Raw genomic sequence first — 16,914 nt, 5'->3', positions numbered from 1 at the left:
AGGATGACGAGCGCGCGAAAAGGAGCGCTCGACCGGCTCACCAGGTAAAGTTGCTACGTTGTTGCCAAGCTTGCGAAGGCAGGCAGCTGGACAAGCCGCTATCCGCCATATGTCGCGCCATTTGTGGAGCAAGTCATGTTCCCGCTGCTGTGTTGTGCGGCATAGTCTTCGCGCGGGTGGGCGGCATTCGGCCTCGTCGGTTTCGCGCGTGACGACTGGCGTAAAAGTCCTTGGCGGCGTTCTTGCTTGTCATGCGATGCATGCGCCCGCCACCGCGAAGCGCGTTTCGCGAGACATTATGCAAATCATCATCGATCAGCGCGCGCTCTATGTAGCGAAGCATCCCGGTACGTTTCTTCTTCAGACGCTGAAGGCGTTTCGCGCGAATCAGGGTTTGCTGCTCGCCGGCGCGGTGGCTTACTACGCGCTTCTTTCAATCGTGCCGCTGATGATCCTGATCGTCATCGCGCTGTCGCATCTGGTGCCTCAGCAAGCGTTGCTGGCGGCGCTTGGACATCTGCTGCAATGGCTCGTGCCGGGGCAGTCGTCGGCACTGGTGCACGAACTCGCCAATTTCCTCGCTCATCGGGCCGTGATTGGCTGGGTGCTGCTGCTGACCATGATCTTCTTCAGTTCGCTCGCGTTCACGGTGCTGGAAAACGCGATGTCCCTGATCTTCGTCCATCGCGTAGTGGTTCGCCGGCGGCACTATCTGCTCTCGGCGATGCTGCCCTACTGCTACATCCTGTTTCTCGGAATCGGCATTCTGATCGTGACCATCGTGTCGAGTGGACTGGAGGCGGTCGGCGCCAAGGGCTTCGATCTGTTCGGCACGTACGTCTCGTTGCAGGGCCTCTCGCGCATCGTGCTGTATCTGCTTGGCCTCGCCGGTGAGATTTTCGTGCTGACTTCCATTTACATGGTGATGCCGGTCGGGCAGCCTTCTCTCAAACATGCGCTGTTCGGCGGCATCGTAGCCGCGGTGCTGTGGGAAATCACACGGCATGTGCTGGTGTGGTACTTCGCGACGCTTTCACAGGTCAGCGTGGTGTACGGCTCGCTGACCATGGCGATCGTCATCCTGTTCAGTCTGGAATGGCTCGCTACCCTGCTGCTGTTCGGCGCACAGGTGATTTCGCAATACGAACGGTTCGGCCTCGAACCGACACGTGCGCCGCAGCCGCAAATCAAGACCGGCTGATACACGGGCACGCGTCACGCTGCCATGTTATGCGCGCCGCAAGGTGTGCACTGGCTGCGCATGTCACCCCGTTGCAAGGAACATCGCTTGCTCGCGACGTCAGGATGACGGCCGCCAGAAGCGCGCGCCACGGCACAACCCGAATCCTGAGGAACGCAACCATGTCTCAAACCGTCGGCGACTTCATTATCGAAAGACTGCACGCGTGGGGCGTGCGGCGCATCTACGGCTATCCCGGCGACGGCATCAATGGCGTATTCGGCGCGTTGAACCGCGCGCAACAGGAAGCAGGCAAACACAGCAGGCATGGGGAAAAAGATGGCCAGCCCGTCGAGCCAATCGAGTTCGTCCAGGTGCGTCACGAAGAAATGGCCGCGTTCATGGCTTGCGCGCATGCGAAGTTCACGGGCGAACTCGGCGTGTGCACCGCCACGTCCGGGCCAGGCGCGTCGCATCTGATCACGGGCCTGTACGACGCCCGCATGGATCACATGCCGGTGCTCGCCATAGCTGGACAACAGGCACGCGCCGCGCTCGGCGGCCACTATCAGCAGGAGCTGGATCTCGTGTCGATGTTCAAGGATGTGGCGGGCGCGTTCGTCGAACAGGCAAGCGTGCCCGCGCAGGTGCGGCATCTGGTCGATCGCTCGGTGCGCACCGCGCTCGCCGAAAGGAAGGTGACCGCCATCATTCTGCCGAACGATTTACAGGAACTGCCTTATGAGGCGCCCGGCCGCAAACATGGCACGTTGCACTCCGGCGTCGGCTACAGTGCGCCGCGCCTGATGCCGTACCCGGACGATCTGCAAAAAGCCGCGGATGTGCTGAATGCCGGCAAGAAGGTCGCGATTCTGGTCGGCGCGGGTGCACTGAACGCCACCGACGAAGTGATCGCCATTGCCGACAAACTCGGTGCCGGCGTCGCTAAAGCGCTGCTTGGCAAAGCCGTGCTGCCGGACGATCTGCCCTGGGTGACGGGCTCGATCGGTCTGCTTGGCACCAAGCCGAGCTACGACATGATGGCCGAGTGCGACACGTTGCTGATGATCGGCTCGGGCTTTCCGTATGCCGAGTTTCTGCCTAAGGAAGGCGCCGCGCGCGGCGTGCAGATCGACATCAAGGCCGACATGCTGAGCCTGCGTTATCCAATGGAAGTGAATCTGGTCGGCGACAGCGCGGAAACCTTGCGCGCGCTGCTGCCGCTGCTGGAAGAAAAGAAGGATCACGCGTGGCGCAAGCGGATCGAACGCTGGACGGCGGACTGGTGGAAAACGCTCGAGAAGCGCGCGCACGAGCCCGGCAAGGATGCGGTCAATCCCCAGCGCTCGATCTGGGAGCTGTCGAAACGCATCCCGTCGAATGCGATCGTTGCGAGCGATTCTGGCTCGGTGGCGAACTGGTACGCGCGCGATCTGCAGGTGCAACGCGGGATGATGTGCTCGCTCTCGGGCGGCCTCGCTTCGATGGGGGCAGCGGTGCCCTACGCGATCGCCGCGAAATTCGCCTATCCCGACCGGCCCGTCATCGCGCTGGTAGGCGATGGGGCCATGCAGATGAACAACATGGCCGAACTCATCACCGTGGCGAAGTACTGGCAAGGCTGGAAGGACCCGCGCTGGATCTGCATGGTGCTGAACAATCAGGACCTGAACCAGGTCACGTGGGAGCAGCGCGCCATGGAAGGCGATCCGAAGTTCGAGGCATCGCAGAACATTCCGTCGGTGGCTTATCACAAGTTCGCAGAGCTGATCGGCCTCAAGGGCATTTATGTCGATGACGGCGAGCAGATGGCGCTCGCATGGGACGAGGCGCTCGCCGCCGACTGCCCGGTCGTGATCGAAGTGAAAGCCGATCCAAACATCGCACCGCTGCCGCCGCATATCACGCTGGCTCAGGCAAAGGCATTTGCTTCCACCTTGCTCAAGGGCGACCCCGACGAAGGTAACGTGATCGTCGAAACGGCGAAGCAGGTACTGGGTGCGGTGCTGCCCGGGCACCACGACAGTTAAGTCGGCGCGAGTTGGCTTAAGTTGGCGGGAGCCGGCGCGGCTTGCGCGGCCCGCGCCGCGACGGCGCGCGAGCACTGCGCGAGCGGCAGCTGAGCCGTGCGATGAACAGCATCTGACAAGTCCTGCGCGCGTGCCGTGCCGGTCCAAGTCCGCGCCAACCGGCTGGAACCAAAGCCGGGACCAGTCGTCGAAAGCAGTCTGTACCTCCTCCGCCATGCACCGAGCATTCTTGTGCTTTCGTCATGCGCTACATGCGAAATTTACCGCTAGAGTGCGGTAACATTTGCGGAGATGCCGGGCCGCGCGTACCCACGCCGCGGCCTTTGGTGAGCCTCAGGACCCCAGATGAGCGTCATGCAGCGCAATAACGTACAAATTACCGGAAACGGCAAACGGACGATGGTTCTCGCACATGGTTTCGGTTGCGATCAAAGCATGTGGCGCTATCTCGTGCCATCGTTCCATGACGAGTTTCGCACGGTGCTGTTCGATCATGTTGGCAGCGGCGCGTCGGACCTTTCCGCGTACGATTCGCACAAATACGCGTCGCTCGGCGGGTACGCGGCCGATCTGAACGAGATCATCCAGGAGGTAGCGCAGGGTCCGGTCGTCTTCGTCGGTCATTCCGTCAGCGCGATGATCGGGCTGATCGCCAGTCTGGAGGCCCCGCAACTATTCGCAGCGCACATGATGGTAGGGCCGTCGCCGTGTTATGTGAACGACGGTGACTACATAGGCGGCTTCACGCGCGAAGATATCGAAGACCTGCTTCACACGCTTGAGAGCAACTATCTCGGCTGGTCGAGCAACATGGCGCCGGTCATCATGGGTGCGCCCGAGCAGCCCGAACTCGGTATCGAACTGACCAACAGCTTCTGCCGTACCGATCCTGCGATCGCCCGCGACTTTGCGCGTGTCACTTTTCTGTCCGATCACCGCGCTATCCTGCCGCGCGCGAATACGCCCTCGCTGATCCTCCAGTGCAGCGACGACATCATCGCGCCGCGCTCGGTGGGCGAATACATGCATCGGGTCATGCCGGGCAGCACACTGCACCTGATCGACAACGTCGGCCATTGCCCGCACCTGAGTGCGCCGGGCGCGAGCGCGTCGGCCATGAGCGCCTTTCTCGGGCGCCTGAGTTCGTGACATGATGCCCAGCACGGATCGCCCGCTGCCCTCCGCCGAGGCGCTGTTCGAGCACGCCGCGTGCGGCCTGCTCGTCGCAGATGCGAACGGCCGCATCCTGCGGGTCAACGCCACGCTATGCGCGTGGCTGGGCTACGGCGCGAACGAACTGGCGCACACCCGGCATATTCAGGACCTGCTGAGCGGTGGCGGCAAAGTGTTCTACCAGACGCACTGGGCGCCCCTTTTGCGCATGCAGGGATCGGTCGCCGAAGTGAAGCTGAACATGATGCATCGCGACGGCCACATGGTGCCCATGCTGCTCAATGCCGTGCGTCGCACGCACGACCATCTCGACTATATCGAGGTGGCCGTGCTGATCGTCGCGGACCGGCACAAGTACGAGCAGGAACTGCTGCTCGCGCGGCGCAACGCCGAGGCGTCGGTGGCTGCGCATCAGCTCGCGCAGAAAGAATTGCAGGAAAGCCGCGACGTGCTGAGCCTCGCCATGCGCGGCGCCCGCATGGGCGCGTGGTCGCACGAGCCGAAGTCGGGCAAGTTCTGGTGGAGCCGCGAGCTGGAAGCGCTCGCGGGCTTTGCGGAGGGACGCTTCGCACACACGCCCGGCGGCTTTTTCGAACTGATCCACCCGGGCGACCTGATCGCGCTGAACGAAGCGGTGGATCACGCCGTAGAGACCGGCGACGACTACGTCGCCGAATTCCGCTTCCTGCATGCGAGCGGCGACTGGTGCTGGATGGAAGGCCGCGGGCGCGCGACCTACGGCGGCAACGGCGAACCGCTGACCATTTATGGCCTCGGCATCGACATCACCGAGCGCAAGGAAGCGCAAACCGTGCTGCTGCGTCAGGCGGCGATTTTCGAGCACCTGAGCGACGCGATCGTCATTACGGATCTGCGCGGCAATATCACCGACTTCAACGTGGGCGGCGAGCGCATGCTCGGCTACCGCACGCGTGAAATACTCGGCCGGCCGGTTTCGATCTTCTTCGCGCCTGAAGATGCGTTGCGGATTCGCCGCGAGGCGCTCTCCGCGCTCGCATCTGACGGCACGTGGCGCAGCGAATTGCCGTTCGTGCGCCGCGACCGCAGCCGCGGCGTCTGCGAAACGGTGGTGAAGCCGCTGGCGAATGCACGCGGCGACATTTACGGCGCGGTCAGCGTGAGTCGCGACATCACCGAACGCCGGCGCGCCGAGCAGCAACTGAAGCGGCTGAACTTCGAACTGTCGGAAGCCGATCGCCGCAAGGACGAATTCCTTGCCACACTTGCGCACGAGTTGCGCAACCCGCTCGCGCCCATGCGCAACGTGCTGGAAATCCTGCGCCTGAAAGAGTTCGCCGACCCGCAACTGAACTGGGCGCGCGACGTATTCGACCGCCAGTTACAGCACATGACGCATCTGGTGGACGACCTGCTCGAAGTGTCGCGCATCACGCAGGGCAAGCTCGAACTGCGCAAGCAGCGCCTCGAACTGGCGCGCGCGATGCAGTCGGCCATGGAAGCCGCGCGGCCCGCGGTCCAGGCATCATCACACCATCTGAGCGTCACGCTGCCGCGCGAGCCGCTTTATCTGGACGCCGATCCGACGCGCCTGTCGCAGATGATCCTCAATCTGCTGAACAACGCGGCCAAATACACGCCGCCAGGCGGCAGCATCGTGCTTACCGCGGAACGCGAAGGCGACGAGGCGGTGATCGTCGTGCGCGATTCCGGCATCGGCATTCCGCGTGAGCACCTGAACAGCGTGTTCGAAATGTTCTCGCAGCTGGCGCCCGCGCTCGACCGCTCGCAAGGCGGCCTCGGAATCGGCCTCGCGCTGGTGCGCGGTCTGGCCGAACTGCATGGCGGCACCGTCGCCGCATTCAGCGGCGGACCGGGCACCGGCAGTGAGTTCGTCATCCGCCTGCCGCTGTCGGAAAACCTCGCCGCGCCCGGCGACGATGCGCCCGCCGACGAACCTCACACGGCCGGCCTGCGCGTGGTGATCGTCGACGATAACGCCGACGCCGCGGAGAGCCTCGCCATGGTGCTCGGCCTCGAGGGCTACGACGTGCGCACGGCGGCCGACGGCGTCTCCGGTTTGGCGCTCATCGGCGAGTTCGCGCCGCATGCGGTGATTCTCGACATTGGCTTGCCGCTGATGAACGGGTACGAGCTCGCGCGGCGCATTCGTATCGAGCATGCCGAAGCGGGCATCCTGCTGATTGCCGTGACAGGCTGGGGCCAGCAGCAGGACAAGCAGACCGCGGTCGCAGCCGGTTTCGACCACCACTTCACCAAGCCGGTCGACCCTCAGGAGTTGCAACGCGTGTTGAGCCGCCAGCGAGCATGAGCCGATACCCTGACGCGCTTTCGACCCGCCACCCTGTCGTGCTTCGACCTTTGTCCGCACCGCGCGCCGCGCCGCCACACCCCTGGCATGTCACGCCGGACCCGTTCGACTCATGATCGGCGCTGCGCATGTTGCGAATGCGCTGGCCGCGCGCGGCATCGAGCCCGACGCGCGTCAGCGCGAGGCAATCGACGCACTGGTCGCACTCGTGGCGTCCATTGCGCCTTCAGGCGGTAACGGCGGGGAGCGCGCGAGCTCGCTGCCAGCACGTCGGCGGCAAGGTGTGTATTGCCATGGCCTGCCTGGCCGGGGCAAAAGCGTTGTCGTCGACACCGTGTTCGACATGGCCGCCTGCCGCAAGCGCCGCCTGCACTTTCACGAATTCCTGCGCGAGATGAACCGGCGGCTCGTCAGCGAGCCGCGCGGCGACGACCGGCTTGGCTCGGTGTCGCGTCAGTGGCTCGACGGCACGCAACTGTTGTGCTTCGACGAATTCCACGTACACGACATTGCCGACGCGTTCCTGCTGGGCCGCTTTCTCGACACCGCGATTTCGCTGGGCACGCGCATCGTGCTCACGTCAAATTACGCGCCGCAGGGTCTCCTGCCCGACCCCGAGTTCCACGAACGTTTTCTCCCCACCATCGAGCAGATCGAACGCGCATTCATCGTCATTCATTTCGACGGAGCGCGCGACTACCGTTTTGGCGGCGAGCACGCGCAGGCGCAACGTTTTTTTGCGCCGCTCGATGCGTCGACCGAAGGCGCGCTGCGGCAGCTTTTCCTGCGCTACGAAGGCGACGAAGCATTGAGGCCCACCACACTGAGCGCAGCAGGACGTCCGCTCAACGCACGCGCCGCGGGCGCGGCGTTGCTGTGGGCCAATTTCGAGGCGTTGTGCGTGGCCAGCCGCTCGCATCTGGACTATCTGGATCTGGCGGAGCAGTGGCACGGGCTTATTCTCGACCGTGTCCGCGCTGAATGGCTGACGCGTGCACCGGTGCTGCAGCGTCTTGTCTGGCTGGTCGACATTCTTTACGACCGCAAGCGTGCGTTGTTCATTGCGTGCGATCAACCTGTCGAGACGGCGCTTGCCGATCTGGCGGGCGCCCACGACCTGTCACGAACCCTGAGCCGCCTCGCCGAAATGCGCTCGAGTACGTATCGTCACGCGCTCGACGCTGCAAATTTTGCAACGCAGCAGCAAAAGGTGCGCGGCGCGTGAGCGCTTCAAGGCGGATGCGAGCTTTGATTCCTAAGCGGAAAGCGCGTTTCAGGCGTGCTAACGCGGATGCTGGAATGGGGACTGCTCCTCGCGTGGCGGACCCATTCTTCAGCGGATTGCCTCCGCACCTCCTCTAGTCATGATTAGAACAGCATCGATCGCTGCAGCGCTTTGCGCAGCGTGCCTGACCTCGGCATGCGTGCATATCGGACCTTCACGGCTGAAGGCCGATCAGGTCGATTACGCGCGAGCCCTGGGCGACGCGAAAAAGCGCGAAATTCTTGCGGCGGTGGTCGGCCTACGCTACGGCGATGCACCGGCTTTTCTCACCGTGAGCAGCATCATTGCCGCCTACACGTTCGACGCCACGGCCGGCGCCACTGGCAACGTCGGCTCCGGCAGCCAGCCGAACTATGCGCTCGCGACCGGCAACGTGTCATATTCGAACCACCCGACGTTCACCTTCACGCCAACCACCGGCGAGGCGTTCGCATCTGCGTACATCCGGCCGCTCGCCCCGTCGCTGGTCCTGCCGCTGGCCGAAGGCGGCATTCCGATCGACCTGCTGCTGCGCATCACCGCGCAGTCGGTCGGCGGTCTGCAGAACGGCAACGCACTGGGCGGCGAAAACAGCGCGGGCGCACCAGGTTTCTTCGAGCTGTTGCGGGCGCTGCGCCGCTTGCAGCTGGCTGGCGAATTGAACGTCGAATCGCGGCAGGCCGATCAGAAGAACGGCCAGATGGGGGTGTTCCTCGTGATGGGCGCGACGACCAGCGGCGAGTCGCCGTCGATCGCCGCCGATCTTGCGCGCGTGCGCAAACTGCTGCATCTGTCGAGCAATACGCGAACCTATGAAATCGTGTACGGACCGTCGTCGGCTTCACAGAAAGGCGACAAGATTCCGATGGTCACGCGCTCGGTGCTCGGCATTCTGACCGACCTCGGCGCGCAGGTGCAGGTGCCGGTGGAGCGCATCGCGGATGGCTCGACCAAGCCGACCGTGGGGCTGATCGGCGGCGAAACGCGTCCGACGATCATCGTCCGCTCGGGCGCGAAACCGCCTGAGAACGCGTACGTGATGATCGAGTATGGACCGGCAAGTTACTGGGTGGACCGTAACGACTTCGACTCGAAATACGCTTTTACGGTGGTGCAGAACCTGATGGCGCTCGCCGAAGCGGACACGAGCAGCAAAGCGCCTGTCGTGACGATTCCGGCAAACTAGCGGGCTGCATCGGGCGCGAGGGGGCTTCATGTTGTCCAGCGCGGCAAGAGAGGGCAATAAAAAAACCGGCGGGTGTGTCACGCCGCCGGTTTGCTCTCTCCGCGTCCGCCGGCTACTGCGCTGGAACCGGCGACGCCGCGCGCATCATTCCTGACTGCTCTTCGATTTGACGCGCTCGATCTGCTGCTTCGCCGCTTCGTACACGTGCTCCGGCGTGAAGCCAAACTTCTTTTTCAGGTCGGCGATCGGCGCGGATGCGCCGAACGTGTGCATCACCACCTGCGCGCCGAGCCGCCCGACATAACGGTCCCACCCGAGCGTAGCGGCCTGTTCCACGGCAACGCGCGCATCGACATCCGCCGGCAGCACCGAATCCTGATACGCGTCGTCCTGGCGCTCAAAGACGTCCCACGACGGCATCGACACCACGCGCGCAGGGATGCCTTCGCTCTTGAGCTTTTCGTACACCTCGACGCACGTCGACAGTTCACTACCCGTCGCCATCAGGATCACTTCGGACTTCTTGCCGTCCGGTGCGTCGGCGAGCACGTAGGCGCCCCGATGCACGCCTTTCGCGGACGCATACTTGCTGCGGTCCAGCGTGGGCAGCGGTTGCCGCGACACGACGATGCACGACGGCCGCTTAGGATCGGCCATCGCGACGCGCCACGCTTCGGCAACTTCGTTTGCATCGCCGGGCCGCAACACGGTCAGCCCCGGCACGCCGCGCAGCGACGCCAGCTGCTCGATCGGCTGGTGAGTCGGCCCATCTTCGCCGACGCCGATCGAATCGTGCGTAAACACGAAAATCGACGGCACTTCCATGATCGCAGCCAGCCGGATCGGCGGCTTCATGTAATCGCTGAAGATCAGGAACGTCGAACCGAACGGCCGCATATTGGACAACGCAAGGCCGTTCACGGCGGCGCCCATCCCGTGTTCGCGGATGCCGAAGTGCAGATTGCAGCCGCCGTAGTTGTCGTGCTCGAAGCTTGCCGCGCCCTCGAATTTGAGGTTGGTCTTGGTGGACGGCGACAGGTCGGCCGCGCCGCCGATCATCCACGGCACGCGCGCCGCAATGGCATTGAGCACCTTGCCCGACGACTCGCGCGACGCGACGCCCTTCGCGTCGGCCTCGAACGTCGGAATGTCGGTGTCCCAGCCGGCCGGCAACTCATGCGCTTCCATGAGCGCGAATTCGCGCGCCAGCTCCGGATACTTTTTGTTGTACGCGTCGTACTTCGCCTGCCATTGCTCGCGCGCCGCCTTGCCGCGCGCCCCCATGCCCGCGGCGAAACGCTCGCGCACACCGTGCGGCACGTAGAAGAACTTGTCTTCGGGCCAGCCATACGCCTTCTTGGTCAGCGCCACTTCTTCGACGCCGAGCGCCTCGCCGTGCGCGGCCGCCGTGTCCTGCTTGTGCGGAGCGCCGTAGCCGATGATGCTGTGAACCACGATCAGCGTCGGCCGGTCGGTAATGCTTTTCGCTTCGACGAGCGCCGCTTCCAGCGCGTCGGCGTTGTTCGCGTCGTCCACGTGCAGCGTATGCCAGTTGTAGCCGCGGAAACGGCTCTCCACGTCGTCGCTATAGGCGAGATCCGTATGGCCTTCGATCGTGATGCGGTTGCTGTCGTAGATCCAGATCAGGTTCGACAGCTTCAGATGTCCGGCAAGCGACGCGGCTTCGTGCGAAATGCCTTCCATCATGTCGCCGTCGCCGCAAAGCGCGTAGACGCGATAGTCGAACAGCGGCGCGTCAGGCTGGTTGAAATGGCTTTCATGCCAGCGCGCGGCCATTGCCATGCCGACACTATTGCCCAACCCCTGGCCAAGCGGCCCCGTGGTGGTTTCCACGCCGGTCGTCATCCGGTATTCGGGGTGGCCCGGCGTCTTGCTGCCCATCTGACGGAACTGCTGGATATCGTCGAGCGACACGGCGGGCTCGTCGGTCGGATTGCCGTCATGATCCACGGCCTTGACGCCGGTCAGGTGCAACAGCGAGTAGAGCAGCATGGACGCGTGCCCGACCGATAGCACGAAGCGGTCGCGGTTCGGCCAGAGCGGCTCGTCCGGGTCGTAGACCAGATGGTTCTGCCACAGATGGTAAGCCACCGGCGCAAGCGCCATCGGCGTGCCGGGGTGGCCGGAATTGGCTTTTTGCACTGCGTCCATCGACAGCGTGCGGATCGTGTTGATACACAACTGGTCGAGGGCGGGATCGTTTTGCATGGAACACTCCTTGTTCGGCGGTGGAGGACACTGCCGTGACGCCGGACTTCGGCGCGGCCGGCAAACCGTGTTCGGGGGAAGAACGCTTCAGAAACCGCTGTCAGACCCGGCGATGATGCGCCGATGCGGGCAACTCTGCACGCCAACTGACATCGTCATGCTGCACGCGGCGCGTGACATCCGCGATTTCATCCATGCATGCCGGGCCGGACGCCGGTGACCGGATGAGCGATAGTCGCGGACCCTTTCAGTGGGCTTGCAAGTGCGGAAGCGCGCATTCGCGCAAGCATCATTCTTTATTCAGCCAATGTTCGATCAGCGCGCCACGCTGGCCCTCTACCGGGTCCACGGGCGGAAACGGCAACGCCTTCATCGCCGCGAGTTCGTCCGGCTTGAGCGCTTCGCGGCGAATGTCCCACTGCTGGCCGGCGGGATAGCCGCCCACGACCTGAAAATGGCGCGCGAACGATTGCAGACAGTGGCCCGTGCCCGCAGGCAGGAGCAGCACGTCGCCGGCAGAAATTTTCAATACCTTGCCGCCCGGACCGCCGACGATGACTTCCGCCGAGCCGTCCGTAACGCCCAGCACTTCATGGGCGGTCGCATGGAAATGGTGATAGTCGAAAATGCCGTCGCGCCATTGCGGCGGCCATTGATTGTTCTCGAACAGTACTTCGAAAGCCGACGCCAGATCGCCGCTATCGGGCGACAGCGCATGACGATAAAGAATGACTGGCAACGTACTGTTGTTCGGCACCCAGTCGTGCGGTTCGAGCATGAAAGCCTCGTACGCGGTTTGTGCCGTGTCGAGTCCGTGACTGACGTCGTTAAACATGATGACTCCTGTGCGTACAGATGCTTGCGGTGCCGCGCGTCAGCGTGACGTGCGTCCCGATGGGACGATCGCGATCGAGGCAAATGTGCCGCCCTGCCGGCGCGCGTCCGTTCCAGGCAAACGCATGTGAACTCGCACAAAGCGCGCCCGCCCGCTGAGCCAGCTAGCGAACGAAACCGCTGGGCATCCGGCCCTGCACTGCTAGTCGCTGATTCGCGTTGCGGACCGGTACGGCAATCTGAGCGAGACGAATCGCCCCACTTCAGGTCAAAGCGCCAACTTTATTCTGTGCCAGTGCTAGCGCCAGTGCCAGTGCCACCAGCCCGAGCCTCAGCCTCCGCCAATCCCCTGCAGTACCTTGCCCGTTCCGCCGCACTCTGCGCACGGCTGACCGTTGACCGTGCCGCTGCCCTCGCACGCGCGGCAGATATCCTCACCGACGCCCGGCGAATCAGCGGGCGCTTCGTCCCCGGGATTGAGGGATTCGTTGTCCTGTTGCATGTCCAGCTCCTTCAAGTTCCATAACGTGCCGCGAGTTCGCATCACGCGTTACGTGCAGGCGGTCGAACTGTCGTTCGACTGGCCGCTCTGCTTCAGTCTTCCTTGTGTTGCGACTCGCGGCCGCCGCCCCCGGGAGGCTCACTATGACCGCCCGTGCCGAGCGGGACTTCCGCGCCGTGCGCCGGCCGTTCGCTGGAGCGCGGCGGGTTGGTCAGCTTGTCGACACCCGTCTGCACGACCGGCTCAATGCCGAGCGGGCTCGGTTCAAGGTAGTGCGTACCGCTCGGACGATTGCGCGCCCTGACCTCTTCACTGATCTCCGGCATGGGGCGCAAGGTTGGGCGTTCATCCTGCGCGGGTGCGTTGCCCTCTTCGTTCGTCATCTTGTCTTCTCCTGAAAGCCGCTCACGAATGCGAGCTGCGTTGCGTACGTCAGCAACATCCAGTCCCTCCCGTCGGCACGCCCGTACGAGCGGTCGCCTGCAGGTGGGCACGGCCGTTGCGCGGTGTCGCATGCACGGATGAACCACACTTTGTAAAAAAAGGAGAAGCTCATGACCATGACGACGATTCGCGTATCGGACACCGAAGTGCAGGTCGAACGCACGCTTTACACATTCGGTGACAAAAGCGATGCCGATGCATTCCAGCGCTGCCTCGTCGACACATCGGTGGATAGTTGCTATCGGAGCCATCCGCCGCTTTCGGCGCGCCCTACCGTGCCCGACGAGCATCCCGATGACCCGAACCGTGGCAGCATCATTTCGCCCTCACTCGGCGGGATGCCCTGACAGGAAGTGACGCGATCATAGACTTCTGCGAGAGACCGGCGTCAATGATCTGTGTGAATTATTGAGGATGGGCCGGTAGTTGATAGCGTCGCGGCACGCGGCGCTATCGTGCGTCATGCTTCCGGACTCGCACGATCCGCCGCCACGATTTCGCGGCCATACTCGATCGCGGCGCGGCGCGCCTCGTCCGCGGTGGCGTACGGGCCGATCTCCGGCGCGCCGTCGAATGGAAACAGGATTCTCCTGTCCACCTTCCTGACAACCTTCAGTCCACCTACGTAACGGCCGTCGCCTGTTCCGTGATAGCTGGCGTAAATTTCAAAGTCGTCGTCAGCAACGTCGGCCTTATGTCGCGCCATTTTGTCTTTCCCTGTTCCCGCATGTCAGTCTGTCGATCAGAGTCACCACGCTCGCACGCTCTGCACGCAATCAGCGACGGTATGAACCAACCTTCATGTTGCAAGGCATCAGTGCACCGTGGACTCGAGCAATAGCCGTTCCACACGAGTGAACACCGCTACCGGCAGGCGTCGCGCAACCGTGGCATGACCATTGCGCTACTTGGGACTTACTCGTATGGAGATAGTGATGGACAACGCTTGCAAGCCCGATCAGATGGACTGGCGTTTGCACACCCCTACACCGCCGGAGGTCGACCCGGACGCGCCGTTGCCCGCCGTCGATCCTGACCCCGCGCCTGACGACGAAACGGACCCGCCCCAGGCGCCCGAAGGCGATCCGCCGGCCAATTCGCCGCCGATGAGATGAATCGGCATTTCAGGTTGCCCGACCTGGTTGTACGCGCAAGCATCTGGATGGCCCGGTAATTGCGCTTTGTTATGCGCGCGGGGACGCGCCAGCCACTTAGCGAGGAAAAAGCATGGACACGGATCACTCCGCAGCAGCAGACGACGGCAAAGCGGCCGCCCCCATTCGCGAATATCGCGCGCCGGCCGGCGGCTGGGGATCGGTCAAGGCCGTCGCCAGCATTCTCGTCAAAGAAGGTGTGACGCTGAACGGCAGCCGCATTCTGTCGCAGCAAAACAAGCCCGATGGCTTTGCCTGCGTGAGCTGCTCGTGGGCGAAGCCAGCCGATCCGCATCTGTTCGAGTTCTGCGAAAACGGAGCGAAGGCGACGGCGTGGGAAATCACGAGCAAGCACATCGATAACGATTTTTTCGCGCAACACACACTGACCGAACTGCAAACGTGGAGCGGCTACGAACTGGAATCGCGCGGCCGTCTCACTGCGCCGATGCGCTGGGACGCCGCGACCGACCGTTATGTGCCGACCACCTGGCAAGCCGCCTTCGACGACATTGCAAAAGAACTGAAAGCACTCGATCCGGATGAAGCCGTGTTTTACGCATCCGGTCGCGCCTCGCTCGAAACGTCTTATATGTATGCGTTGCTTGCGCGCATGTACGGCACCAACAATCTGCCGGACAGTTCGAACATGTGTCACGAGAGTACCTCGGTGGCGCTGCCGAAAACGATCGGCGTGCCCGTCGGTACCGTGACGCTCGAAGATTTCGAGCATACCGACTGCATGCTGTTCTTCGGTCACAACACGGGCACGAACGCGCCGCGCATGTTGCATCAGTTGCAGGACGCCCGCAAACGCGGCGCCGAGATCATCACCTTCAATCCGATCCGCGAGCGCGGGCTCGTGAGCTTCGCGAATCCGCAGTCACCGGTTGACATGCTGACACCCGCCGAGACGCGTATCAGCACGCAGTATCACCAGGTGAAGATTGGCGGTGACGCGGCGGCAATCACCGGCCTGTGCAAGCTGCTGATCGAATGGGACGACGAAGCGCGGCAGCACGGCCAGACGCGCGTGCTCGACGCAGCGTTTATCGCCGAACACACGCACGGCTTCGAAGCATTCGCGAATGCGATGCGCGCGACGACGTGGGAGGAGATCGAACAGCGCTCGCACCTCACGCGCGCCGCGCTGGAAGAGACCGCCCGCGTCTATGCGCGCGCGAAGGCCGCGATGGTGCTGTATGGAATGGGCATTACGCAGCATCGCACTGGCGTGCATAACGTCCAGATGCTGTCGAACCTGCTGCTGTTACGCGGCAATATCGGACGGCCGGGCGCAGGAATCTGTCCTATTCGCGGACATTCGAACGTGCAGGGGCAGCGCACGGTCGGCATCACGGAAAAGCCCGAACTCGCGCCGCTCGACAAGCTGAAGGAACTGTACGCGTTCGAGCCGCCGCGCAAGAAAGGCATGAGCACCGTTGAAGCGTGCCAGGGCGTGCTCGACGGCAAAGTCAAGGCGTTCATCGGACTAGGCGGCAATTTTCAGGTGGCGATTCCCGATCACCACGTAATGGACCCTGCCTGGCGTCAACTGCGGCTCACCGTGCAAATTGCGACGAAACTCAATCGCAGTCACATCTTGCACGGCGAAGTTGCGTATCTGTTGCCTTGCCTTGGGCGCATCGAGATCGATCGTCAGGAAAGCGGCGAACAGTGGGTGAGCATCGAGGACAGCACGGCCTGCGTGCATGGGTCGCATGGGATGGCCGAGCCGGCTAGCGAGATGCTGCTCTCGGAGCCGGCGATCGTGGCCGGCCTCGCCAAGGCGCTGCTGCCGCCCAATCCGAATGTCGACTGGGATGCATGGGTTGGCGACTATGCGCGGGTGCGCGACGCGATCGAACGCACGTATCCCGACCAGTTCAAGGATTTCAATCAGCGCTTTACACAGCCTGGCGGCTTCCACCGGCCGCTGGCCGCTTGTGAACGCCAATGGAAAACAGAAACCGGCAAAGCGAATTTCATTGTGCCCGAGACGCTCGACGAAGACGCCGACATGCCGGCCCCCGGCCCCGATGAACTGTTGCTCGCCACCACGCGCGGGGACAGCCAGTTCAATACGACGGTGTACGGACTCGACGACCGCTTTCGCGGCGTGACCGGCACGCGCAATGTGCTGCTGATGAATCGCGATGACCTCACCCGCCTCGGTTTCGCGGACGGCGACGCGGTGTGCGTTACCACCGTTTCCACCGACGGCGTCACGCGCGAAGTGGATGGCATGCACGTGCATCCGTTCGACATTCCAGCGGGCTGCATCATGGGTTACTACCCGGAGTGCAACCGGCTGATTCCGCTTTCGCATCACGCAAAATCGAGCCTGGTCCCGGCGTCTAAGGCGATTCCCGTCCGACTGCGTAAGTCGGACGGAACCGCGAAAGCAGCCTGACGCGCTGCGGTCGAGCCTGGAAAAAAATGCGCCGGTGGTCACGACACCGGCGCATTGTGTTGTTGGGCCTTTGCGGGTTGACCCTTCGTGGCTCGGCCTTTGGTGGCTCGGCCTTTTGCGGCGCTGCCTTTCGCGGCTCGGCCTTTTGCGGCGCTGCTCTAAGCGGCTCCGCTCTTAGCGGCTCGCCAGATGCG

Annotated in this window: 14 protein-coding genes; 9 read left to right on the top strand and 5 right to left on the bottom strand. The window is 63.3% G+C overall.

Annotation, left to right across the window (positions count from 1 at the left end):
- Positions 1-298: 298 nt before the first annotated feature.
- The 6 genes from AAGS40_RS19280 to AAGS40_RS19255 all read left to right on the top strand — a co-directional run bounded on the left by AAGS40_RS19280 (position 299) and on the right by AAGS40_RS19255 (position 9,144).
- Positions 299-1,201 carry a YihY/virulence factor BrkB family protein gene (locus AAGS40_RS19280; RefSeq protein ID WP_345816380.1) on the top strand — a complete coding sequence of 301 codons (903 nt, stop codon included), beginning with the start codon at positions 299-301 and terminating at the stop codon, positions 1,199-1,201.
- A gap of 161 nt (positions 1,202-1,362) precedes the next feature.
- Positions 1,363-3,210 (top strand): thiamine pyrophosphate-requiring protein, encoded by a 1,848-nt coding sequence (locus AAGS40_RS19275; protein ID WP_345816379.1) that lies wholly within the window; start codon positions 1,363-1,365, stop codon positions 3,208-3,210.
- A gap of 345 nt (positions 3,211-3,555) precedes the next feature.
- Positions 3,556-4,359, top strand: a complete 804-nt coding sequence (locus tag AAGS40_RS19270) for an alpha/beta hydrolase (protein WP_345816378.1) — start codon at positions 3,556-3,558, stop codon at positions 4,357-4,359.
- A 1-nt stretch (position 4,360) separates the two neighbouring features.
- A complete protein-coding gene (locus AAGS40_RS19265) occupies positions 4,361-6,694 on the top strand; it encodes a PAS domain S-box protein (RefSeq protein WP_345816377.1) in 2,334 nt (777 codons plus the stop codon).
- A gap of 112 nt (positions 6,695-6,806) precedes the next feature.
- On the top strand, positions 6,807-7,919 hold the full coding sequence (gene zapE / locus AAGS40_RS19260; RefSeq protein ID WP_345816376.1) for a cell division protein ZapE: 1,113 nt from the start codon (positions 6,807-6,809) through the stop codon (positions 7,917-7,919).
- 139 nt (positions 7,920-8,058) lie between these two features.
- Positions 8,059-9,144: a hypothetical protein gene (locus tag AAGS40_RS19255; protein WP_345816375.1), complete on the top strand. Its 1,086-nt coding sequence runs from the start codon at positions 8,059-8,061 to the stop codon at positions 9,142-9,144.
- Between the two features lie 144 nt (positions 9,145-9,288).
- Here AAGS40_RS19255 and tkt read toward each other — a convergent pair whose 3' ends face one another.
- The 4 genes from tkt to AAGS40_RS19235 form a co-directional block, all read right to left on the bottom strand.
- On the bottom strand, positions 9,289-11,373 hold the full coding sequence (gene tkt / locus AAGS40_RS19250) for a transketolase (protein WP_345816374.1): 2,085 nt from the start codon (positions 11,371-11,373) through the stop codon (positions 9,289-9,291).
- Positions 11,374-11,662: 289 nt separating this feature from the next.
- Complete coding sequence (locus tag AAGS40_RS19245) at positions 11,663-12,208, bottom strand: cupin domain-containing protein (protein WP_345816373.1); 546 nt, start codon at positions 12,206-12,208, stop codon at positions 11,663-11,665.
- A 330-nt stretch (positions 12,209-12,538) separates the two neighbouring features.
- A complete protein-coding gene (locus tag AAGS40_RS19240; protein WP_345816372.1) occupies positions 12,539-12,709 on the bottom strand; it encodes a hypothetical protein in 171 nt (56 codons plus the stop codon).
- 92 nt (positions 12,710-12,801) lie between these two features.
- Positions 12,802-13,035 carry a hypothetical protein gene (locus tag AAGS40_RS19235; RefSeq protein WP_345816512.1) on the bottom strand — a complete coding sequence of 78 codons (234 nt, stop codon included), beginning with the start codon at positions 13,033-13,035 and terminating at the stop codon, positions 12,802-12,804.
- A 228-nt stretch (positions 13,036-13,263) separates the two neighbouring features.
- Between AAGS40_RS19235 and AAGS40_RS19230 the strand changes: the two genes are divergently transcribed.
- Positions 13,264-13,500, top strand: a complete 237-nt coding sequence (locus tag AAGS40_RS19230; RefSeq protein WP_345816371.1) for a hypothetical protein — start codon at positions 13,264-13,266, stop codon at positions 13,498-13,500.
- Positions 13,501-13,613: 113 nt separating this feature from the next.
- On the opposite strand, the gene AAGS40_RS19225 is transcribed toward AAGS40_RS19230, so the two are convergent.
- The gene (locus AAGS40_RS19225) at positions 13,614-13,859 is read right to left on the bottom strand and encodes a DUF6723 family protein (RefSeq protein WP_345816370.1); all 246 of its coding nucleotides are present in this window, start codon (positions 13,857-13,859) and stop codon (positions 13,614-13,616) included.
- 229 nt (positions 13,860-14,088) lie between these two features.
- Here AAGS40_RS19225 and AAGS40_RS19220 point away from each other — a divergent pair, with 229 nt between their 5' ends.
- Positions 14,089-14,268 carry a hypothetical protein gene (locus AAGS40_RS19220; protein ID WP_345816369.1) on the top strand — a complete coding sequence of 60 codons (180 nt, stop codon included), beginning with the start codon at positions 14,089-14,091 and terminating at the stop codon, positions 14,266-14,268.
- A 112-nt stretch (positions 14,269-14,380) separates the two neighbouring features.
- Entirely contained in the window at positions 14,381-16,720 is a 2,340-nt protein-coding gene (locus AAGS40_RS19215; protein WP_345816368.1) for an FdhF/YdeP family oxidoreductase, read from the top strand.
- The last annotated feature ends 194 nt before the right edge of the window (positions 16,721-16,914 follow it).

It is taken from the genome of Paraburkholderia sp. PREW-6R (assembly GCF_039621805.1).
Classification (GTDB): domain Bacteria; phylum Pseudomonadota; class Gammaproteobacteria; order Burkholderiales; family Burkholderiaceae; genus Paraburkholderia.
The sequence above is the reverse complement of the archived record's forward strand: the minus strand, read 5'-3'. Positions and strand labels throughout refer to the sequence as shown.